At 52.8% G+C, this 16,343-nt stretch carries 16 protein-coding genes, 4 tRNA genes, 4 other RNA genes and 1 pseudogene; 21 read left to right on the top strand and 4 right to left on the bottom strand.

Annotated features, from left to right (window positions below; genetic code table 11):
- Positions 1 to 80: 80 nt before the first annotated feature.
- The 17 genes from sucC to JGC47_RS05870 all read left to right on the top strand — a co-directional run bounded on the left by sucC (position 81) and on the right by JGC47_RS05870 (position 9,293).
- Positions 81 to 1,247, top strand: coding sequence for an ADP-forming succinate--CoA ligase subunit beta (gene sucC, locus JGC47_RS05790; RefSeq protein WP_004156675.1), 1,167 nt, complete (start codon positions 81 to 83; stop codon positions 1,245 to 1,247).
- On the top strand, positions 1,247 to 2,119 hold the full coding sequence (sucD, locus tag JGC47_RS05795; RefSeq protein ID WP_004156676.1) for a succinate--CoA ligase subunit alpha: 873 nt from the start codon (positions 1,247 to 1,249) through the stop codon (positions 2,117 to 2,119). Before sucC ends, sucD begins: the two co-directional genes overlap by 1 nt.
- Before the next feature lie 271 nt (positions 2,120 to 2,390).
- Complete coding sequence (gene ybgC, locus JGC47_RS05800; RefSeq protein WP_004156677.1) at positions 2,391 to 2,795, top strand: tol-pal system-associated acyl-CoA thioesterase; 405 nt, start codon at positions 2,391 to 2,393, stop codon at positions 2,793 to 2,795.
- A 5-nt stretch (positions 2,796 to 2,800) separates the two neighbouring features.
- Complete coding sequence (tolQ, locus tag JGC47_RS05805) at positions 2,801 to 3,478, top strand: Tol-Pal system protein TolQ (protein WP_004156678.1); 678 nt, start codon at positions 2,801 to 2,803, stop codon at positions 3,476 to 3,478.
- A gap of 13 nt (positions 3,479 to 3,491) precedes the next feature.
- Entirely contained in the window at positions 3,492 to 3,920 is a 429-nt protein-coding gene (gene tolR, locus JGC47_RS05810; RefSeq protein ID WP_004156679.1) for a colicin uptake protein TolR, read from the top strand.
- Positions 3,921 to 3,949: 29 nt separating this feature from the next.
- Complete coding sequence (gene tolA / locus JGC47_RS05815) at positions 3,950 to 5,128, top strand: cell envelope integrity protein TolA (RefSeq protein ID WP_004156680.1); 1,179 nt, start codon at positions 3,950 to 3,952, stop codon at positions 5,126 to 5,128.
- A gap of 109 nt (positions 5,129 to 5,237) precedes the next feature.
- Positions 5,238 to 6,530 (top strand): Tol-Pal system beta propeller repeat protein TolB, encoded by a 1,293-nt coding sequence (tolB, locus tag JGC47_RS05820; RefSeq protein WP_004156681.1) that lies wholly within the window; start codon positions 5,238 to 5,240, stop codon positions 6,528 to 6,530.
- Positions 6,531 to 6,574: 44 nt separating this feature from the next.
- Positions 6,575 to 7,093, top strand: coding sequence for a peptidoglycan-associated lipoprotein Pal (pal, locus tag JGC47_RS05825; protein ID WP_004156682.1), 519 nt, complete (start codon positions 6,575 to 6,577; stop codon positions 7,091 to 7,093).
- Positions 7,094 to 7,102: 9 nt separating this feature from the next.
- Positions 7,103 to 7,882, top strand: coding sequence for a cell division protein CpoB (cpoB, locus tag JGC47_RS05830; protein ID WP_004156683.1), 780 nt, complete (start codon positions 7,103 to 7,105; stop codon positions 7,880 to 7,882).
- A gap of 163 nt (positions 7,883 to 8,045) precedes the next feature.
- Positions 8,046 to 8,121 (top strand) — tRNA-Lys (locus tag JGC47_RS05835).
- A gap of 158 nt (positions 8,122 to 8,279) precedes the next feature.
- A tRNA-Lys gene (locus tag JGC47_RS05840) sits at positions 8,280 to 8,355 on the top strand.
- Positions 8,356 to 8,511: 156 nt separating this feature from the next.
- A tRNA-Val gene (locus tag JGC47_RS05845) sits at positions 8,512 to 8,587 on the top strand.
- A gap of 4 nt (positions 8,588 to 8,591) precedes the next feature.
- Positions 8,592 to 8,667 (top strand) — tRNA-Lys (locus tag JGC47_RS05850).
- Positions 8,668 to 8,698: 31 nt separating this feature from the next.
- Positions 8,699 to 8,824: non-coding RNA, RtT sRNA (locus JGC47_RS05855), on the top strand.
- 31 nt (positions 8,825 to 8,855) lie between these two features.
- Positions 8,856 to 8,980, top strand: a non-coding RNA gene (locus tag JGC47_RS05860) — RtT sRNA.
- A gap of 31 nt (positions 8,981 to 9,011) precedes the next feature.
- Positions 9,012 to 9,137: non-coding RNA, RtT sRNA (locus JGC47_RS05865), on the top strand.
- Positions 9,138 to 9,168: 31 nt separating this feature from the next.
- Positions 9,169 to 9,293: non-coding RNA, RtT sRNA (locus JGC47_RS05870), on the top strand.
- A 66-nt stretch (positions 9,294 to 9,359) separates the two neighbouring features.
- On the opposite strand, the gene JGC47_RS05875 is transcribed toward JGC47_RS05870, so the two are convergent.
- The gene (locus JGC47_RS05875; protein WP_004164115.1) at positions 9,360 to 10,811 is read right to left on the bottom strand and encodes an AlkA N-terminal domain-containing protein; all 1,452 of its coding nucleotides are present in this window, start codon (positions 10,809 to 10,811) and stop codon (positions 9,360 to 9,362) included.
- A 154-nt stretch (positions 10,812 to 10,965) separates the two neighbouring features.
- On the opposite strand from JGC47_RS05875, the gene JGC47_RS05880 reads away from it, so the two are divergent.
- From JGC47_RS05880 to pnuC, 3 genes and pseudogenes are all read left to right on the top strand, one after another.
- On the top strand, positions 10,966 to 11,475 hold the full coding sequence (locus tag JGC47_RS05880; RefSeq protein ID WP_004156685.1) for a methylated-DNA--[protein]-cysteine S-methyltransferase: 510 nt from the start codon (positions 10,966 to 10,968) through the stop codon (positions 11,473 to 11,475).
- 176 nt (positions 11,476 to 11,651) lie between these two features.
- Positions 11,652 to 11,955, top strand: a pseudogene (nadA, locus tag JGC47_RS05885) (quinolinate synthase NadA); the annotation flags it as partial.
- A gap of 10 nt (positions 11,956 to 11,965) precedes the next feature.
- Positions 11,966 to 12,667 (top strand): nicotinamide riboside transporter PnuC, encoded by a 702-nt coding sequence (gene pnuC, locus JGC47_RS05890; protein ID WP_004156688.1) that lies wholly within the window; start codon positions 11,966 to 11,968, stop codon positions 12,665 to 12,667.
- An 80-nt stretch (positions 12,668 to 12,747) separates the two neighbouring features.
- Here pnuC and zitB read toward each other — a convergent pair whose 3' ends face one another.
- A complete protein-coding gene (gene zitB, locus JGC47_RS05895) occupies positions 12,748 to 13,677 on the bottom strand; it encodes a CDF family zinc transporter ZitB (protein ID WP_004156689.1) in 930 nt (309 codons plus the stop codon).
- 243 nt (positions 13,678 to 13,920) lie between these two features.
- Positions 13,921 to 14,253: a protein YbgS gene (locus JGC47_RS05900; RefSeq protein ID WP_004156690.1), complete on the bottom strand. Its 333-nt coding sequence runs from the start codon at positions 14,251 to 14,253 to the stop codon at positions 13,921 to 13,923.
- A gap of 279 nt (positions 14,254 to 14,532) precedes the next feature.
- Here JGC47_RS05900 and aroG point away from each other — a divergent pair, with 279 nt between their 5' ends.
- Positions 14,533 to 15,585, top strand: a complete 1,053-nt coding sequence (aroG, locus tag JGC47_RS05905) for a 3-deoxy-7-phosphoheptulonate synthase AroG (RefSeq protein WP_004156691.1) — start codon at positions 14,533 to 14,535, stop codon at positions 15,583 to 15,585.
- Positions 15,586 to 16,141: 556 nt separating this feature from the next.
- Here the strand turns inward: aroG and JGC47_RS05910 are convergent.
- A complete protein-coding gene (locus tag JGC47_RS05910) occupies positions 16,142 to 16,333 on the bottom strand; it encodes a hypothetical protein (RefSeq protein WP_004156692.1) in 192 nt (63 codons plus the stop codon).
- Between the last annotated feature and the right edge of the window lie 10 nt (positions 16,334 to 16,343).

Below are 16,343 nucleotides of genomic sequence, written 5' to 3' on the forward strand. Positions count from 1 at the left end.
GCATGGAATAATGCCGCACCCATTCCTGGATGGCTGCGTAAGGCAGCCACGTCTTTTCAGACCTGAATGGATATAACATCATGAACTTACACGAGTATCAGGCAAAACAGTTGTTCGCACGGTATGGCTTACCGGCACCAACCGGTTATGCCTGCACAACGCCGCGTGAAGCAGAAGAAGCCGCCTCCAAGATTGGTGCTGGCCCGTGGGTAGTGAAATGTCAGGTTCATGCCGGTGGCCGTGGTAAAGCGGGCGGCGTGAAGGTTGTCAACAGCAAAGAAGATATCCGCACATTTGCCGAAAACTGGCTGGGTAAACGTCTGGTGACCTATCAGACTGACGCTGGCGGTCAGCCGGTAAACCAGATCCTGGTTGAAGCCGCCACCGATATCGATAAAGAACTTTATCTCGGCGCGGTGGTTGACCGTGGTACCCGCCGGGTGGTGTTTATGGCTTCCACCGAAGGTGGGGTTGAAATCGAAAAGGTGGCGGAAGAAACCCCGCACCTGATCCACAAAATGGCGCTCGATCCACTGACCGGTCCCCAGCCTTATCAGGGCCGCGAGCTGGCGTTTAAGCTCGGGCTTAGCGGTAAGCAGGTAGGGCAGTTCACCAAGATCTTTATGGGGCTGGCAACGCTGTTCCTTGAGCGCGATCTGGCGCTGGTTGAGATCAACCCGCTGGTTGTCACCAAACAGGGCGATCTGGTGTGCCTCGATGGCAAGCTGACCGCCGACGGCAATGCGCTGTTCCGCCAGCCCGATCTGCGCGAAATGCGTGACCCAAGCCAGGAAGACTCGCGTGAAGCGCATGCCGCCCAGTGGGAACTGAACTATGTTGCCCTGGAAGGCAACATTGGCTGCATGGTTAACGGTGCCGGCCTGGCGATGGGTACCATGGACATTGTGAAACTGAGCGGTGGTCAGCCGGCAAACTTCCTCGACGTGGGCGGCGGTGCGACCAAAGAGCGCGTTACCGAAGCCTTTAAAATCATTCTGTCTGACGACGCGGTGAAAGCGGTGTTCGTTAACATATTCGGCGGCATCGTACGCTGCGACCTGATCGCAGACGGCATTATCGGTGCGGTAGCAGAAGTGGGCGTCAACGTACCGGTAGTCGTTCGTCTGGAAGGAAACAATGCCGAGCTGGGTGCTAAAAAACTGGCGGACAGCGGCCTGAATATTATTGCAGCAACCAGCCTGAGCGATGCGGCGCAGCGCGTTGTTGCCGCAGCGGAGGGTAAATAATGTCTATTTTGATCGATAAAAATACCAAGGTAATCTGCCAGGGCTTCACCGGTGGTCAGGGAACCTTCCACTCCGAGCAGGCGCTGGCGTACGGTACACAGCTGGTTGGCGGCGTGACTCCGGGCAAAGGTGGCAGCGAGCATCTTGGTTTACCGGTGTTTAACACCGTGCGCGAAGCGGTGGAAGCCACGGGCGCAACCGCATCGGTGATCTATGTTCCGGCTCCGTTCTGCAAAGACGGCATTCTGGAAGCCATCGAAGCCGGCATCAAGCTAATCATCACCATTACCGAAGGCATCCCCACGCTGGATATGCTGACGGTCAAGGTGAAACTGGACGAAGCCGGTGTGCGTATGATCGGTCCAAACTGCCCGGGTGTGATTACTCCCGGCGCCTGTAAGATCGGTATTATGCCTGGCCATATTCACCAGCCGGGCCGCATCGGCATCGTTTCCCGCTCAGGGACCCTGACTTATGAAGCGGTTAAACAGACGACGGACATTGGTTATGGCCAGTCAACCTGCGTAGGTATCGGCGGCGATCCAATCCCGGGTTCTAATTTCATCGATATCCTGAAGCTGTTCCAGGACGATCCGCAGACTGAAGCGATCGTGATGATCGGCGAAATCGGCGGAAGCGCTGAAGAAGAAGCGGCGGCGTTTATCAAAGAGTACGTCACCAAGCCGGTAGTCGGCTATATCGCTGGTGTTACCGCGCCGAAAGGTAAACGTATGGGCCACGCCGGTGCCATTATCGCGGGTGGTAAAGGCACGGCTGATGAGAAGTTTGCCGCGCTGGAAGCGGCCGGTGTAAAAACCGTCCGTAGCCTTGCCGATATCGGTGATGCGGTGAAAGCGGTATTGCCGCAGTAAAACCGACCTGCATTGACATCATGCAATCACTGGCCGCTTTCAGCGGCCTTTTTTTTGAGCATCACTGATAACTGGATGTGTAGCCGGCTACTCTGCTAACCTGATCTTTGTCATTATCAAAGAGGGTTAAATAACCGTGCTGAAATAAGGCAAGTTGTTAGCCTGTAATAATTATTTTCTCTCCCCTCTGGCAACCCATTCCCAATGCGAATGCTCTTGCGTATAGTAACAACGTTTTCCTGGCCAACGTTTAGCATTATCGGGATGTAGAGTGAGTACAACGCTGTTTCGATGGCCGGTGCGTGTCTATTACGAAGATACGGACGCCGGTGGGGTGGTTTTCCACGCCAGCTATGTCGCTTTTTATGATCGGGCACGTACTGAAATGCTGCGTCAGCACCATTTCAGTCAGCAGGTTATGCTGGAACAGCAAGTCGGCTTTGTCGTGAGGCGCATCACGGTTGATTACCTGGCTGCGGCTTGTCTCGATGAACTGCTCGAGGTGCAAAGCGAGGTTGTTGCCATGACCAGAACCACCATGACATTTGCACAACGCATTGTAAATGCAGAAGGCCGTGTGCTTAATGAGGCAGAGGTTCTGATTGCCTGCATCAATCCACATCTAATGAAGCCGATACCGCTTCCCAAGTCTATTGTCGCGGAGTTCAAGCAGTGACTGACATGAACATTCTTGATTTGTTCCTGAAGGCGAGCCTTCTGGTCAAACTTATTATGTTGATTTTGATCGGGTTTTCCATCGCCTCCTGGGCTGTGATCATTCAACGAACCCGTATCCTGAATGCGGCGGTACGAGATGCTGATGCCTTTGAAGATAAGTTCTGGTCCGGGATTGAGCTGTCACGTCTTTATCAGGAAAGCCAGTCTCGGCGCGATGAGCTAGGCGGTTCGGAACAAATTTTCTACGCCGGCTTTAAAGAGTTTGCCCGCCTGCATCGTGCCAATAACCACGCGCCAGAAGCGGTGGTAGAAGGGGCGACGCGTGCGATGCGCATCTCCATGAACCGCGAACTGGAAGCGCTGGAAAACCACATCCCTTTCCTTGGCACCGTTGGATCTATCAGTCCTTATATTGGCCTGTTTGGTACGGTTTGGGGGATCATGCATGCTTTCATCGCATTGGGTGCCGTTAAACAGGCCACATTACAGATGGTTGCTCCGGGTATTGCTGAAGCACTGATTGCTACCGCCATCGGCCTGTTTGCCGCTATCCCGGCGGTTATGGCCTATAACCGATTAACTCTGCGCGTGAATAAGCTGGAACAGAACTACGATAACTTTATGGAAGAGTTCACGGCTATCCTGCATCGCCAGGCGTTTTCCAGCGATGTAAGCAAGTAAGCCGGAGGTTAGCATGGCCAGAAAACGTGGTCGCGGTCGCCGCGACGTTAAGTCCGAGATCAATATTGTTCCGCTGTTGGACGTGCTGCTGGTGCTGCTGCTGATATTTATGGCAACAGCACCGATTATCACCCAGAGCGTGGAGGTCGATCTGCCGGATGCGACAGATTCTAAAACGGTCTCCAGTAATGATAATCCGCCGGTGATTGTGGAAGTGGCTGGCGTAGGGCAGTACAGCCTGGTAGTCGATCATGACCGGATGGAGCAGTTGCCGGCAGAACAGGTCGTTGCCGAAGCGCAGAGCCGCCTGACGGCTAACCCTAAGACGGTATTCCTGATTGGTGGAGCTAAAGAGGTTCCTTATGAGGAAATCATCAAGGCGCTAAACTTGCTGCATCAGGCAGGCGTGAAGTCTGTTGGATTGATGACGCAGCCGATTTAATTCATTCGAACCGTTTTTGGGAACCGACAGTGTCGAAGGCAACCGAACAAAACGATAAGCTAAAACGTGCCATATCCATATCTGTAATCCTGCATATCATTTTGATTGCACTGCTGATATGGAGCTCGTTTGACGAAAACATAGATGCCAGTAGCGGCGGTGGCGGTGGCGATATCGATGCCGTCATGGTTGACCCGGGCGCAGTGGCAGAACAGTACAATCGTCAGCAAAATCAGCAAAGCGACAGCCAGCGTGCCGAACAACAGCGCCAGAAGCAGGCTAAACAGCAGGCGGAAGAGTTGCAGCAGAAGCAGGCTGCTGAACAGCAGCGGCTGAAACAGATTGAGAAAGAGCGTTTGCAGGCTCAGGAAGAGGCGAAACAGCAGGCGGCAGAACAGAAACAGGCGGCAGAAGCTGCACGTCAGGAGCAGCAACAGGCCGAAGCCGCTGCAGCAAAAGCGAAAGCCGACGCAAAAGCGCAGGCGGAGGCGCAGAAACAGGCGGCAGAAGCAGCGAAGAAAGCCGCTGCAGACGCGCAGAAAAAAGCAGCCGATGCCGCAAAGCAGGCGGCCGCTGATGCGAAAAAACAGGCGGATGCCGAAGCTAAACAGGTTGCCGCAGAAGCCGCTAAAGTAAAAGCGGCGGCAGAGGCTAAAGCGGCTCAGGAAGCTAAACAGCAGGCCGTTGCCGAAGCCAAAGCGCAAGCGGCCGCTGAAGCGAAAGAGAAAGCAGCCGCAGCTGCCAAAGCAAAAGCTGACGCCGCCGCGAAGTCGAAGGCCGCAGCGGATGCGAAAAAGAAAGCGGCTGCCGAAGCGGCAAAAGAGTCTGGTGACGTCGGCGATCTGCTGGGTGACCTTACTGCCGGCAAAAATGCACCGAAGCCTGGCGAGGCTGGTGGCGCCGCTGCAGGGCAGGGCCAGCAGAAAAAAGCAGGGGCTTCAGGGGCGGCCATTGAAAGCTATCTTGGGCAGGTAAAAGGCGCAATTCAGAGCAAATTTTACGATGCTGACACCTTCGCGGGTAAAACCTGTGACGTGCGGATTAAGCTGGGGCCGGACGGGCTGCTCATTTCCGCCACTGCGGCAGGGGGGGATGCAGCGCTTTGTCAGGCTGCAATCAATGCGGCACGTATGGCCAGGATACCAAAACCACCGAGCCAGGATGTATGGCAGGCGGTGAAAGAGGCCACTATTGAGTTTAAGCCGTAACATTTTGCTCAACTGTGGCCTGTTGAACTATGTTAAACATGCCGTACTCTTAGGGTTGTTGATTCATAGCTAATTATCGTGGGTGCTTAACCCGGATAAGGGAGAAATAATGAAGCAGGCATTTCGTGTAGCGCTGAGCGTTTTAATGCTGTTTATCGCGGTGGCACATGCAGAAGTACGCATTGAAATTACTCAGGGTGTGAATACCGCTCGTCCTATCGGCGTTATGCCGTTTAAATGGGATGGCCCCGGTGCCGCGCCTGAAGACATTGGCGCCATTGTTGCGGCGGATCTACGTAACAGTGGTAAGTTCAATCCAATCGATCGTGCTCGTCTACCGCAGCAGCCTACCTCTGTCGCAGAAGTGCAGCCAGCGGCCTGGACTGCGCTAGGCATTGACGCGGTGATCGTCGGGCAGGTTCAGCCCGGGGCTGACGGCAGCTATGCGGTCTCTTACCAGCTGGTCGATACCTCGGCCAATCCAGGGGCGGTGCTGGCCCAGAACCAGTTCAAAGTGACCAAACAGTGGCTGCGCTATGCTGCGCACACCGCCAGTGATGAAAGCTTTGAGAAATTAACGGCGATTAAAGGCGCATTCCGTACCCGTATCGCTTACGTGGTGCAGACTAATGGCGGACAGTTCCCCTATGAACTGCGCGTCTCTGATTATGATGGTTACAACCAGTTCGTTGTACACCGTTCACCACAGCCGCTGATGTCTCCCGCCTGGTCACCGGACGGCAGCAAAGTGGCCTACGTGACTTTTGAGAGTGGTAAATCGGCGCTGGTTATTCAGACTCTGGCTAACGGTGCTATCAGGCAGGTTGCCTCGTTCCCGCGTCACAATGGGGCACCGTCATTCTCGCCTGATGGCAGTAAGCTGGCCTTTGCGCTGTCTAAAACCGGTAGCCTCAACCTGTATGTGATGGATGTGGGTTCCGGTCAAATCCGCCAGATTACCGACGGTCGCTATAACAGCACGGAACCTACCTGGTTCCCGGATAGCCAGAGCCTGGCTTATACTTCTGATCAAGCAGGCAGACCACAAATTTATAAAATCGGCGTTAACGGCGGCACTGCCCAGCGCATTACCTGGGAAGGTGCACAAAACCAGGATGCAGACGTTAGCGCTGATGGCAAATCAATGGTGATGATAAGCACCAACAGCGGCGCTCAACACGTCGCCCGACAAGATCTGGTAACCGGAGCCGTTCAAAAACTAACGGACACGTTCCTGGATGAAACGCCAAGTCTCGCACCTAACGGCACAATGGTGATCTATAGCTCTACTCAGGGCATGGGTTCCGTCTTGCAGTTGGTTTCGACGGATGGGCGTTTCAAAGCGCGTCTTCCGGCAACTGATGGACAGGTAAAATTTCCTGCCTGGTCGCCGTATCTGTGATGCATGTGTAAATATGTATGGCAAACTATAATAGGAATTAAATAATGCAACTGAACAAAGTGCTGAAAGGCTTAATGCTGGCACTGCCAGTTATCGCAGTAGCGGCATGTAGCTCTCACAAAAACAACAATAATGACCAGACTAATGGAATGGGCCTGGACGGTTCTGCCAACAGCGGCATGAACAGCGGCAATATGTCTTCTGACGAGCAGGCTCGCCTGCAGATGCAGGAGCTGCAGAAAAACAACATCGTTTACTTTGGCCTGGACAAGTATGACATCCAGTCTGATTTTGCTCAGATGCTGGATGCGCACGCTAACTTCCTGCGTAGCAACCCGTCTTACAAAGTGACTGTAGAAGGTCATGCTGATGAGCGTGGAACCCCTGAATACAACATCGCCCTGGGCGAACGTCGTGCATCAGCGGTGAAAATGTACCTGCAGGGTAAAGGCGTTGCTGACGACCAGATCTCTATCGTCTCTTACGGCAAAGAAAAACCAGCAGTCCTGGGCCATGACGAGTCAGCGTATGCTAAAAACCGTCGTGCCGTACTGGTATATTAAGAGAATCATATGATTAGTAGCTTCAGAACTCATCTCCTGAGTCTGTCGTTACTGGTTGGCGTAGCGGCCCCCTGGGCCGCTAATGCCCAGGCAACAATCAGTAGCGTTGGCTCCGGCTCGGTTGAAGACCGTGTCACCACTCTTGAGCGTATCTCGAATGCTCAGGCACAACTCCTCCAGCAACTTCAGCAGCAGCTCTCCGACTCGCAAAACGATATTGACTCACTGCGCGGTCAGATCCAGGAAAACAGCTATCAGCTGAACCAGGCGGTGGAACGCCAGAAAGGAATCTACCAGCAGATTGACAGTTTAAGTCGCGGAGGTTCAAATGCCGCTGCGACAGCGTCGGGTAATGCTGATGCCGCAGCACCGGTTACGGATGGTGCCGCGGTGGCGTCGGCTCCCACTCAGAGCGGCGATGCCAATACCGACTATAACGCTGCGGTCGCGCTGGTGCTGGAAAAGAAACAGTATGACAGCGCCATTTCGGCTTTTCAGACTTTTGTTAAGAAGTATCCAGATTCCACCTACCAGCCAAATGCTAACTATTGGCTGGGCCAGTTGAATTATAACAAAGGCAAAAAAGACGATGCGGCATACTATTTCGCCACGGTAGTCAAAATGTACCCTAAGTCGCCGAAGAGTGCTGATGCCCTGTTTAAGGTTGGGGTGATCATGCAGGAAAAGGGTGATAAGGCGAAAGCAAAAGCGGTCTATCAACAGGTGATCAAACTGTATCCTGACAGTGAAGCGGCTAAAACGGCACAGAAGCGATCTGCGGCGCTATAAAGGGGCCAGATGGCCTGTTTTTGCCTGTATTCTGTTCTGACCGCATGAAAGCTAAGCAGTTGAACAGCCTGTGCTGAAATAGTGGTTGCGCTGGGAATTCAAATCAGTAATATATGCCGCCGTTGCCGGGGAATATGTTCAGAGGCTCCAGCGGCGCAAAAGTGGGTCGTTAGCTCAGTTGGTAGAGCAGTTGACTTTTAATCAATTGGTCGCAGGTTCGAATCCTGCACGACCCACCACTTTTACTGCAGTAAGCGGTGCGAACCGTAAAGGATGATAAGCCACAGCAGCTTGAGTCGGGCAACAGCGAGACAACGTTGCGTCAGCTTCTGACCTCATAGCGAGGCCTGACCGCAGTCATCTCAGATGACCCATCCTTGCAGATTGACCGAATTCCGGGTCGTTAGCTCAGTTGGTAGAGCAGTTGACTTTTAATCAATTGGTCGCAGGTTCGAATCCTGCACGACCCACCAGTTTCAGGCAGTATACGATGTAAACCGTGCAGGCTCCGAACTGCAGCAGGGCAGGTCAAGCGAGAGCGAGACAACGTTGCGCCAGCAACGACCCGCAGTGCAGGCACAGCAGGCGTAGTCGTAGTACTGTTAAGCAGTTGCATCAAGTTTCGATATGGGTGATTAGCTCAGTTGGTAGAGCATCTCCTTTACACGGAGGGGGTCGGCGGTTCGAGCCCGTCATCACCCACCATATCGGGTCGTTAGCTCAGTTGGTAGAGCAGTTGACTTTTAATCAATTGGTCGCAGGTTCGAATCCTGCACGACCCACCAGTGTAGAAAGGCGCCCTAAAGGCGCCTTTTTGCTGTGCGCAAACCGGGCAGGGTTCGAACCTGCAGCAGGTCGGGTCGAGCGTAAGTGAGACAACGCTGCCAGCGGCAACGGCCCAAAGGGCAAGGCGCAGCTGAAGTCATCCTGCACGACCCACCAGTGCAGAAAGGCGGCCTGAAGGCGCCTTTTTGCTGTGCGCAAACCGGGCAGGGTTCGAACCTGCAGCAGGTCGGGTCGAGCGTAAGTGAGACAACGTTGCCAGCGGCAACGGCCAAAGGGCGAGGCGCAGCCGAAGTCATCCTGCACGACCCACCAGTGTAGAAAGGCGGCCTGAAGGCGCCTTTTTGCTGTGCGCAAACCGGGCAGGGTTCGAACCTGCAGCAGGTCGGGTCGAACGTAAGTGAGACAACGCTGCCAGCGGCAACGGCCCAAAGGGCAAGGCGCAGCTGAAGTCATCCTGCACGACCCACCAGTGTAGAAAGGCGGCCTGAAGGCGCCTTTCTGCTATGCGCAAACCGGGCAGGGTTCGAACCTGCAGCAGGTCGGGTCGAACGTAAGTGAGACAACGTTGCCAGCGGCAACGGCCAAAGTGCGAGGCGCAGCCGAAGTCATCCTGCACGACCCACCAGTGTAGAAAGGCGCCCCAAAGGCGCCTTTTGGCTGTGCGCAAACCGGGCAAAACATCATCTCTAAGCTAATCTTCCGCTAACCAGAGATGCATTACCGCGTAACTGCGCCACGGGCGCCATGCCATACAACGCGCCTGTGCCTGCTTTGCGCTTAGCCCGCCCAGCTTAGTACGCACCACCAGATCTCCCTCCGGGAACGCATCAGGCCAACGCAGCGCGCGCATGGCGAGATATTGCGCTGTCCCTTCACTGACCCCGGGAAGTTGCAGTAGCTGACCGATGCTTTGCTCTGGCTGGCTGGCCACATCCAGCTGCAATTCATTTCGGGCACAATTGGCTGCCAGTGCCAGGATGGCCCGGCTACGTGAGCTGCCAATCCCCAGGCGGGTCAGCTCTGCAATACTGCATTGCGCCACTCTTTCCGCCAGCGGTGAAAGGATTGAAAGCTGAGCTAACGGCGTAGTTATCGCCTCGCCGAAGGCCCTAGCGAAGCGGAAACCGAGTGTGGCGGCGGCCCCGGCGGTGATTTGCTGACCGAGAATGGCGCTTACCGCTATCTCAAAGCCGTCAAAAGCACCGGGAACGCGTAGTCCGGGATGTGCCAGCAAACAGGGGCGTAGTTGCGGGTCAAGGCTGAGCTGCTGTGCAATCAGATCGGGACGGGCGCTGAGATCAAACAGGTTTCTTAATCTTCGCAGCAGCAGCGATAATACCGGGGTCAATGAATGACTAAACTCCACCTGTAACGCATTTTTTAACAGTACCTGGGTCACCTGTATCCACCCGCGGCGCTCCCCAAGACACACGGTACGGGCATAACTGTTCTCCTCAACGTATTCCACGCCTGGCAACGCGCGCTGCCGCAGAAAGGTTAGCATCGCCTGCCAGTCATAGGGCGGGCGGTAGGTCAGTAAAAACCTTGATGTGTCAATGTCCTTCAACAGGTTTTCCCGCTGTGCGCTTACCTTGCGCAAACGTGAAGGTGACATGCGATAATGACTGCTGAATACGGCGTTAAAGCGGCGCAGGCTGTTAAACCCGCAGGCAAAGGCAATATGTGTGATCGCCAGCTGCGTTTCACTCAGTAGTTGCTTCGCCAGCAGCAATCGCCGCGTTTGCCGAAGCTCCTGTGGCGATACCCCCAGCTCCTTCTTAACAATACGCCGCAGCTGGCGCAGACTGAGCTGAAACTCGGCAGCGATCTGCTCCAGACTGTCAACCTGCTCAACCAGTCCTTCATCGATACGCTGCACCAGCCGTTCTGCAATACGCTGACCGTGATCGACCGGCGCATTGCCGGGTGCCAACTCCGGGCGGCAGCGCAGGCAGGGTCGAAAAGAGGCTTTTTCCGCGGCTTCGGCAGTGGCGAAAAACAGACAATTCTGCGCGCGTGGCGCTTTCACCGGGCAAACCGGACGACAATAGATGCCGGTAGAGATTACGCCAACGTAAAACACGCCATCAAAGCGCGCATCACGCGAGGTAAGCGCACGATAGGCGGAAATGGGGTCGATCATGCTGATGCCCTGTTTTGGAGAGTTCATCATAGGTTATACGTGCAGCCCGCCGTGTTGGTCGTCAAACTATTTTATCCTGATGTCCGTAAACGGCCAGTGACCAACGCCAGAACAGGCATAATCGGTGCTGAAACACAATTCAAGGAGAAGCAACGTGGCTTTCTGTTATAAAAAGATGCACTCCCCGCTGGGCGAACTCACCCTGGTCGCCAGTCAAAGCAGCCTGGTTGCCGTTATGTGGGCAGATGCCAGGTTGCCGGGCGCATGTTTTTCCCCGTCGCATGAGGCACCGCGTCATGCGATCCTGACGGAGGCGGAACGGCAGCTGCAACAATACTTTACCGGGCATCTGCAAAAATTCGATCTTCCGCTGGAGTTCGTCGGCACCTCGTTTCAAAAACAGGTCTGGGCTGCACTGATCGCCATCCCTTATGGCGAAACGCGCAGCTACGGGCAAATTGCGCAGCAAATTGGCCATCCTTCCGCCGTGCGTGCTGTGGGGGCGGCAAACGGGCGAAATCCTTTGCCAATCGTTGCGCCATGTCATCGGGTGATCGGCAGCAACGGTAAGCTGACCGGGTTTGCCGGTGGGCTGGCGAGTAAAGCCTTTTTACTGCGTCTGGAGAATGGACTGCGCTGGGGAAAGCAGGCGCTGTGTCGTTAACTGCCTCATCTACAGAAAAAAAGAGCAAGACAGCGACCGGTTTATCGGTTGTTTTGTTTATCATATAAAACAAAAATACAAATTTCTGGTGAAATTTGTGCGTTAATTATAAAATGGGTTAAGTACGAAAAACAACAATGAGAATTAAGCGCAGTTTTTGATCCCAATGCAGCCGTATTGTGGCCACCGAACGCGGAATTTTCTACAAAATGCAACAGGCCTGCCCTGACAAGAAGCTGCTGGAGGCTCCCACCGCCGGCGAGGGGGCGACCTGCCGCAGCTGCACCCACTGTCCGTGGATGGCAATGAACGATCTGAAAGCAATTGCCGACGGGCTGGAGCAGGGAGAGAGGGCGCGAAATTCTGGTTGACGATGCGCTGCGTGAGGGTGCATTGATCCCGCTGCATCGTATGCTAACCTTTGCGGCAGTTCTCAAGCTTAAGGTCAAGGGTAACGCCTGGCTCCTCTTTTCAGGATAAGGAAGACAGTATGGATTTTTTTAGCACGTCGAATATTCTGTTTCATATCCCTCTCGGAGCGGGGGGATACGATTTGTCATGGATTGAAGCGACAGGAACCCTTGCAGGATTACTGTGCATCTGGTTAGCCAGCCTTGAGAAGATTGTAAACTATGCATTTGGCCTGATTAACGTGACGCTATTTGCAGCGATCTTTTTCCAAATCCAACTTTATGCCAGCCTGCTGCTACAGCTGTTTTTCTTTATTGCCAATCTTTACGGATGGTATGCCTGGAGCCGTCAGACCAGCGAACACCAGCAGGCGTTAAACATCCGCTGGTTGCCAAGGCGGCAGCTCTCTGGCTGGACTGCTGGCTTAGCGCTAACGATTGCCCTGTTGACTCACTATATCGACCCGGTATTTGCTTTACTGACCCGGTCAGCGGTAACGCTGATGCAGGCAACAGGTCTCGATGTCACAATGCCGCAGCTTCAGCCTGATGCTTTCCCGCTTTGGGACTCAAGTATGATGGTACTGTCGATTGCCGCGATGATCCTGATGACGCGGAAATACGTGGAAAACTGGCTGTTGTGGGTGGTTATTAATGTTATCAGCGTGGTTATCTTTGCGCGTCAGGGGGTCTACGCCATGGCACTGGAGTATGTTTTACTGACGTTAATTGCACTCAACGGCTCCCGGTTATGGATCAAACGCGCCGCTCAGCGCAAGTAGTGGGCACTGTTGCTTTCTCCCGGTGCACGAAAGATGTGTACCGGGCGGAAAGACGCATCTCTGCGAATGAAGGGGCATCGTTAATGATGGTGCAGATGTTCGTCATTGCCTGACTGTACCCAACGGCTGTCGCAATCGTCAGACTCACAGCGCTGATACTCCATTTGCACCGTAGCATGCTCAATCTGATAATGATCGTGCAGGTAATCATGAATACGCTGCAGCAGGGCGTCGTGATCGTGGGGTGGGATCACCTGAACATGCAAAGTAATTAGTGGTTTCTCTCCCACCTGCCACAAATGCACATGATGCACATTGCGTACTTCTGATATATCGCGAACCAGCGAACGTTGTAACTTAGTTATGTCGATATGCTGTGGTGCTCCCTCCAGCAGTTCATGCCCGCTTTCTTTAATCAGCCTCCAACCGCTTCGCAATACCAGCACTGAAACCAGGATAGAGAGTATCGGGTCGATCGGGGTCCAGCCGGTAAACAAAATAACCAGCGCGGCGACAATCGCTCCAACGGAACCGAGCAGATCGCCCAGAACGTGCAGCGCGGCGGCGCGGACATTAAGGTTTTTCTCACCACTGCCGTGGTGCAGTAGCCAAAAGGAGAGCAGATTTGCCAGCAGGCCACCGATGGCAATGACCAGCATCATACCGCCCGCTATCGGCTGCGGATGCCAGAAACGTTGCACAGCCTCCCAGACAATCAGCACGGTGATCGCCAACAGAGCAATAGCGTTAACAAACGCTGCCAGCGTGGTCAGGCGCAGTAACCCGAACGAATGATGTCCACTGGGCCTGCGGCGTGCAAAATGCGTTGCTAAAAGAGCTATCAGCAAAGCTGCGGCGTCGGTGAGCATATGCCCGGCATCTGCCAGTAGCGCCAGTGAACCTGACAGCAAGCCGCCAGCGACTTCAGCCAGCATAAATACTGCGGTAACACTAAATGCCGCCAGCAAGCGTGAGCGGTTACCATCCTTCTTCATGTGATTGTGAGCCATAATTTCCCCGTTAATTGAACTGACTATGCAGCAATGATATCAATAAATTGAAGACTGGCTCGGCGGGCTGATAAATTTAAGTGATGGCGAGTCTGAATCGGTTAGTTTCACTGGCACATGACTCTCTTTGGCGGGAAAGAAAATCAGCTAAATCCCGGCGGATTTGGGCAAAACATCCGATTAACGCAAATATGAATACAAAAAAAGGAGAGCCGTGGCTCTCCGTAAACAGTGTCAATCAGCTTACTGGCTGGTACCGTTAGTTTTGGTATCTGCACCGCTACCAACCTTAGAATTGATGTTGGTACAGTTACCCTCTTTACACTGGGTATTTTTGTGCACGTCATTTGCGCTCATACCGTGGTGCTTTTTCTTGTGGTTGAGTGCGCTGCTACCCTCGGTATTGATTTTACTGTTATCGACGTGGTTAGGAGCCAGGTTATCTTTTGCGCCGGGAGCAATCGCACCGGCGTCTGCGGCCGCATTGGATGAACCATTACCGCTTGCTGCTATCACTGAACCACTACCCAGGGTTATTGCTGCTGTCAGCAATACGATTGCAAATTTATTCATCATTATGCTCCGTTAAGTATTGAATACTGCCTGACAAACGCGATTAGTGAGCTAACGCAATGTGAACATGCAGAAAGAAACATTCTGCATGATCGAATCACATAAATTGTAAATAGGGTTAATACAGCTGTTAGCACTCGAAAGTGTAGACAGCATCGAAGAGAAATCAAATTTGGATGCGATATTAATGTCTAAAGCTGATTTACAGGGCAGAACAGGCGCGATAAATTGAGCCTGATGCGCCCGGTGTGCAGTAAGGCAATGAAATAACCTGGAAATATTATGAATTATCTGAACGATGACTTAAGAATCAAAGAGATAAAAGAGCTTCTGCCTCCAGTGGCATTATTCGAAAAATACCCTGCCACAGAAAAGGCTGCTGCAACAGTCTCCTCCGCCCGACGAGCCATCCACCAGATCCTTCAAAAAGAAGATGATCGGCTGCTGGTAGTGATCGGCCCTTGTTCCATCCACGATACCGTTGCGGCAAAAGAGTACGCCAGCAGGCTACAGGCTCTCCGACAAGAGCTCAAAGATTCACTGGAAATCGTGATGCGTGTCTATTTCGAGAAACCGCGAACGACGGTGGGCTGGAAAGGATTAATTAACGATCCGTATATGGATGGCAGCTTTCGTATCAATGACGGTCTGCGCATCGCTCGCCAACTATTAGTAGAGATCAACAACATCGGATTACCGACAGCCGGCGAATTCCTGGATATGATTACTCCGCAGTACGTCGCCGACCTGATGAGCTGGGGCGCTATTGGAGCGCGTACCACCGAGTCCCAGGTACACCGCGAGCTATCATCCGGACTGTCCTGCCCGGTGGGTTTTAAAAACGGCACCGATGGAACCATCAAGGTTGCCATTGATGCTATCGGTGCGGCCAGTGCACCACACTGTTTCCTGTCGGTGACAAAGTACGGCCATTCTGCCATCGTTGAAACCAGTGGTAACACAGATTGCCACATTATTCTGCGCGGTGGTAAAGAACCAAACTACAGCGCACATCATGTCAGTGAAGTGAAAAGCGGGCTGGAAAAAGCAGGGCTTCCTGCTCAGATGATGATCGACTTTAGCCACGCGAACAGCAGCAAGCAGTATAAAAGACAGTTGATAGTTGCTGAAGATGTGGCGTTACAGATTGCCAGAGGTGAACAAAGCATTATCGGTGTAATGATTGAAAGCCACCTTGTGGAAGGCAATCAGAACCCGGATGGCGGAGAAGCGCTGGTATACGGTAAAAGCGTAACCGATGGCTGCATAGGTTGGGAAGACACCGAAACCGTGCTGCGTCAGCTTGCACAGGCGGTGAAAACTCGTCGTAAATAGCGCCCTGTACTGGCTTTACAGCACTCAGCACCTTTATCGTCAAAGGTGCAGGAGTGCTGTTTAACGTTCAGCGGCTGGCGCCGCAGAACGTACGGCATGGCTGTCTTTTACGACGTTGACAGGCTGCACACAGATTATTAATTTGAACTCACAGTATGCATTAACTCCCCAGTAAATCTAAAAAATCCATAAACAGTCTTATTCCACATCGCGTAAATATATTTCCACGATTTATTCATCAAGTTGATCTTTTGTTGAAGCTCCACTGGCTCAAAACCGCCATAATCCAGTGCATCATCTGAACTTGTTTATCACACCTTTTCACATCTGTTGAAAATAGAAATGATCCTTAATTAAGATTTTATCTTTTTACTAATTGATAACTTTTTCCTGAATCAATTCCTGAACCGTGTTTTCTTACTTGAATAGAAATGCATCATAACCTGCTGCCTCAAAGCAAGGGTTTGTCTCCAATATCCGATATAAAAACCCTCAGGAAACTAATGGTGCTTTATATTTCATAGCCAACCATTAGTTGATGAATAAGGTTTAATACTCATCTGGCAATGGCAATGGCAATGGCAATGGCAATGGCAATGGCAATGGCAATGGCAATGGCAATGGCAATGGCATATAAATAATGCGTATTATTATGCTCAGTGACAGGAAATGTCCGTCCAGTAAATCGACATCGGTGATGTGCAGCATGCAGTAACAGGTTAAAGTGAAAACGTGATATTAAATACAAAAAATCTTTG

Origin of the sequence: Erwinia amylovora, from assembly GCF_017161565.1 — a bacterium.
GTDB lineage: Bacteria > Pseudomonadota > Gammaproteobacteria > Enterobacterales > Enterobacteriaceae > Erwinia > Erwinia amylovora.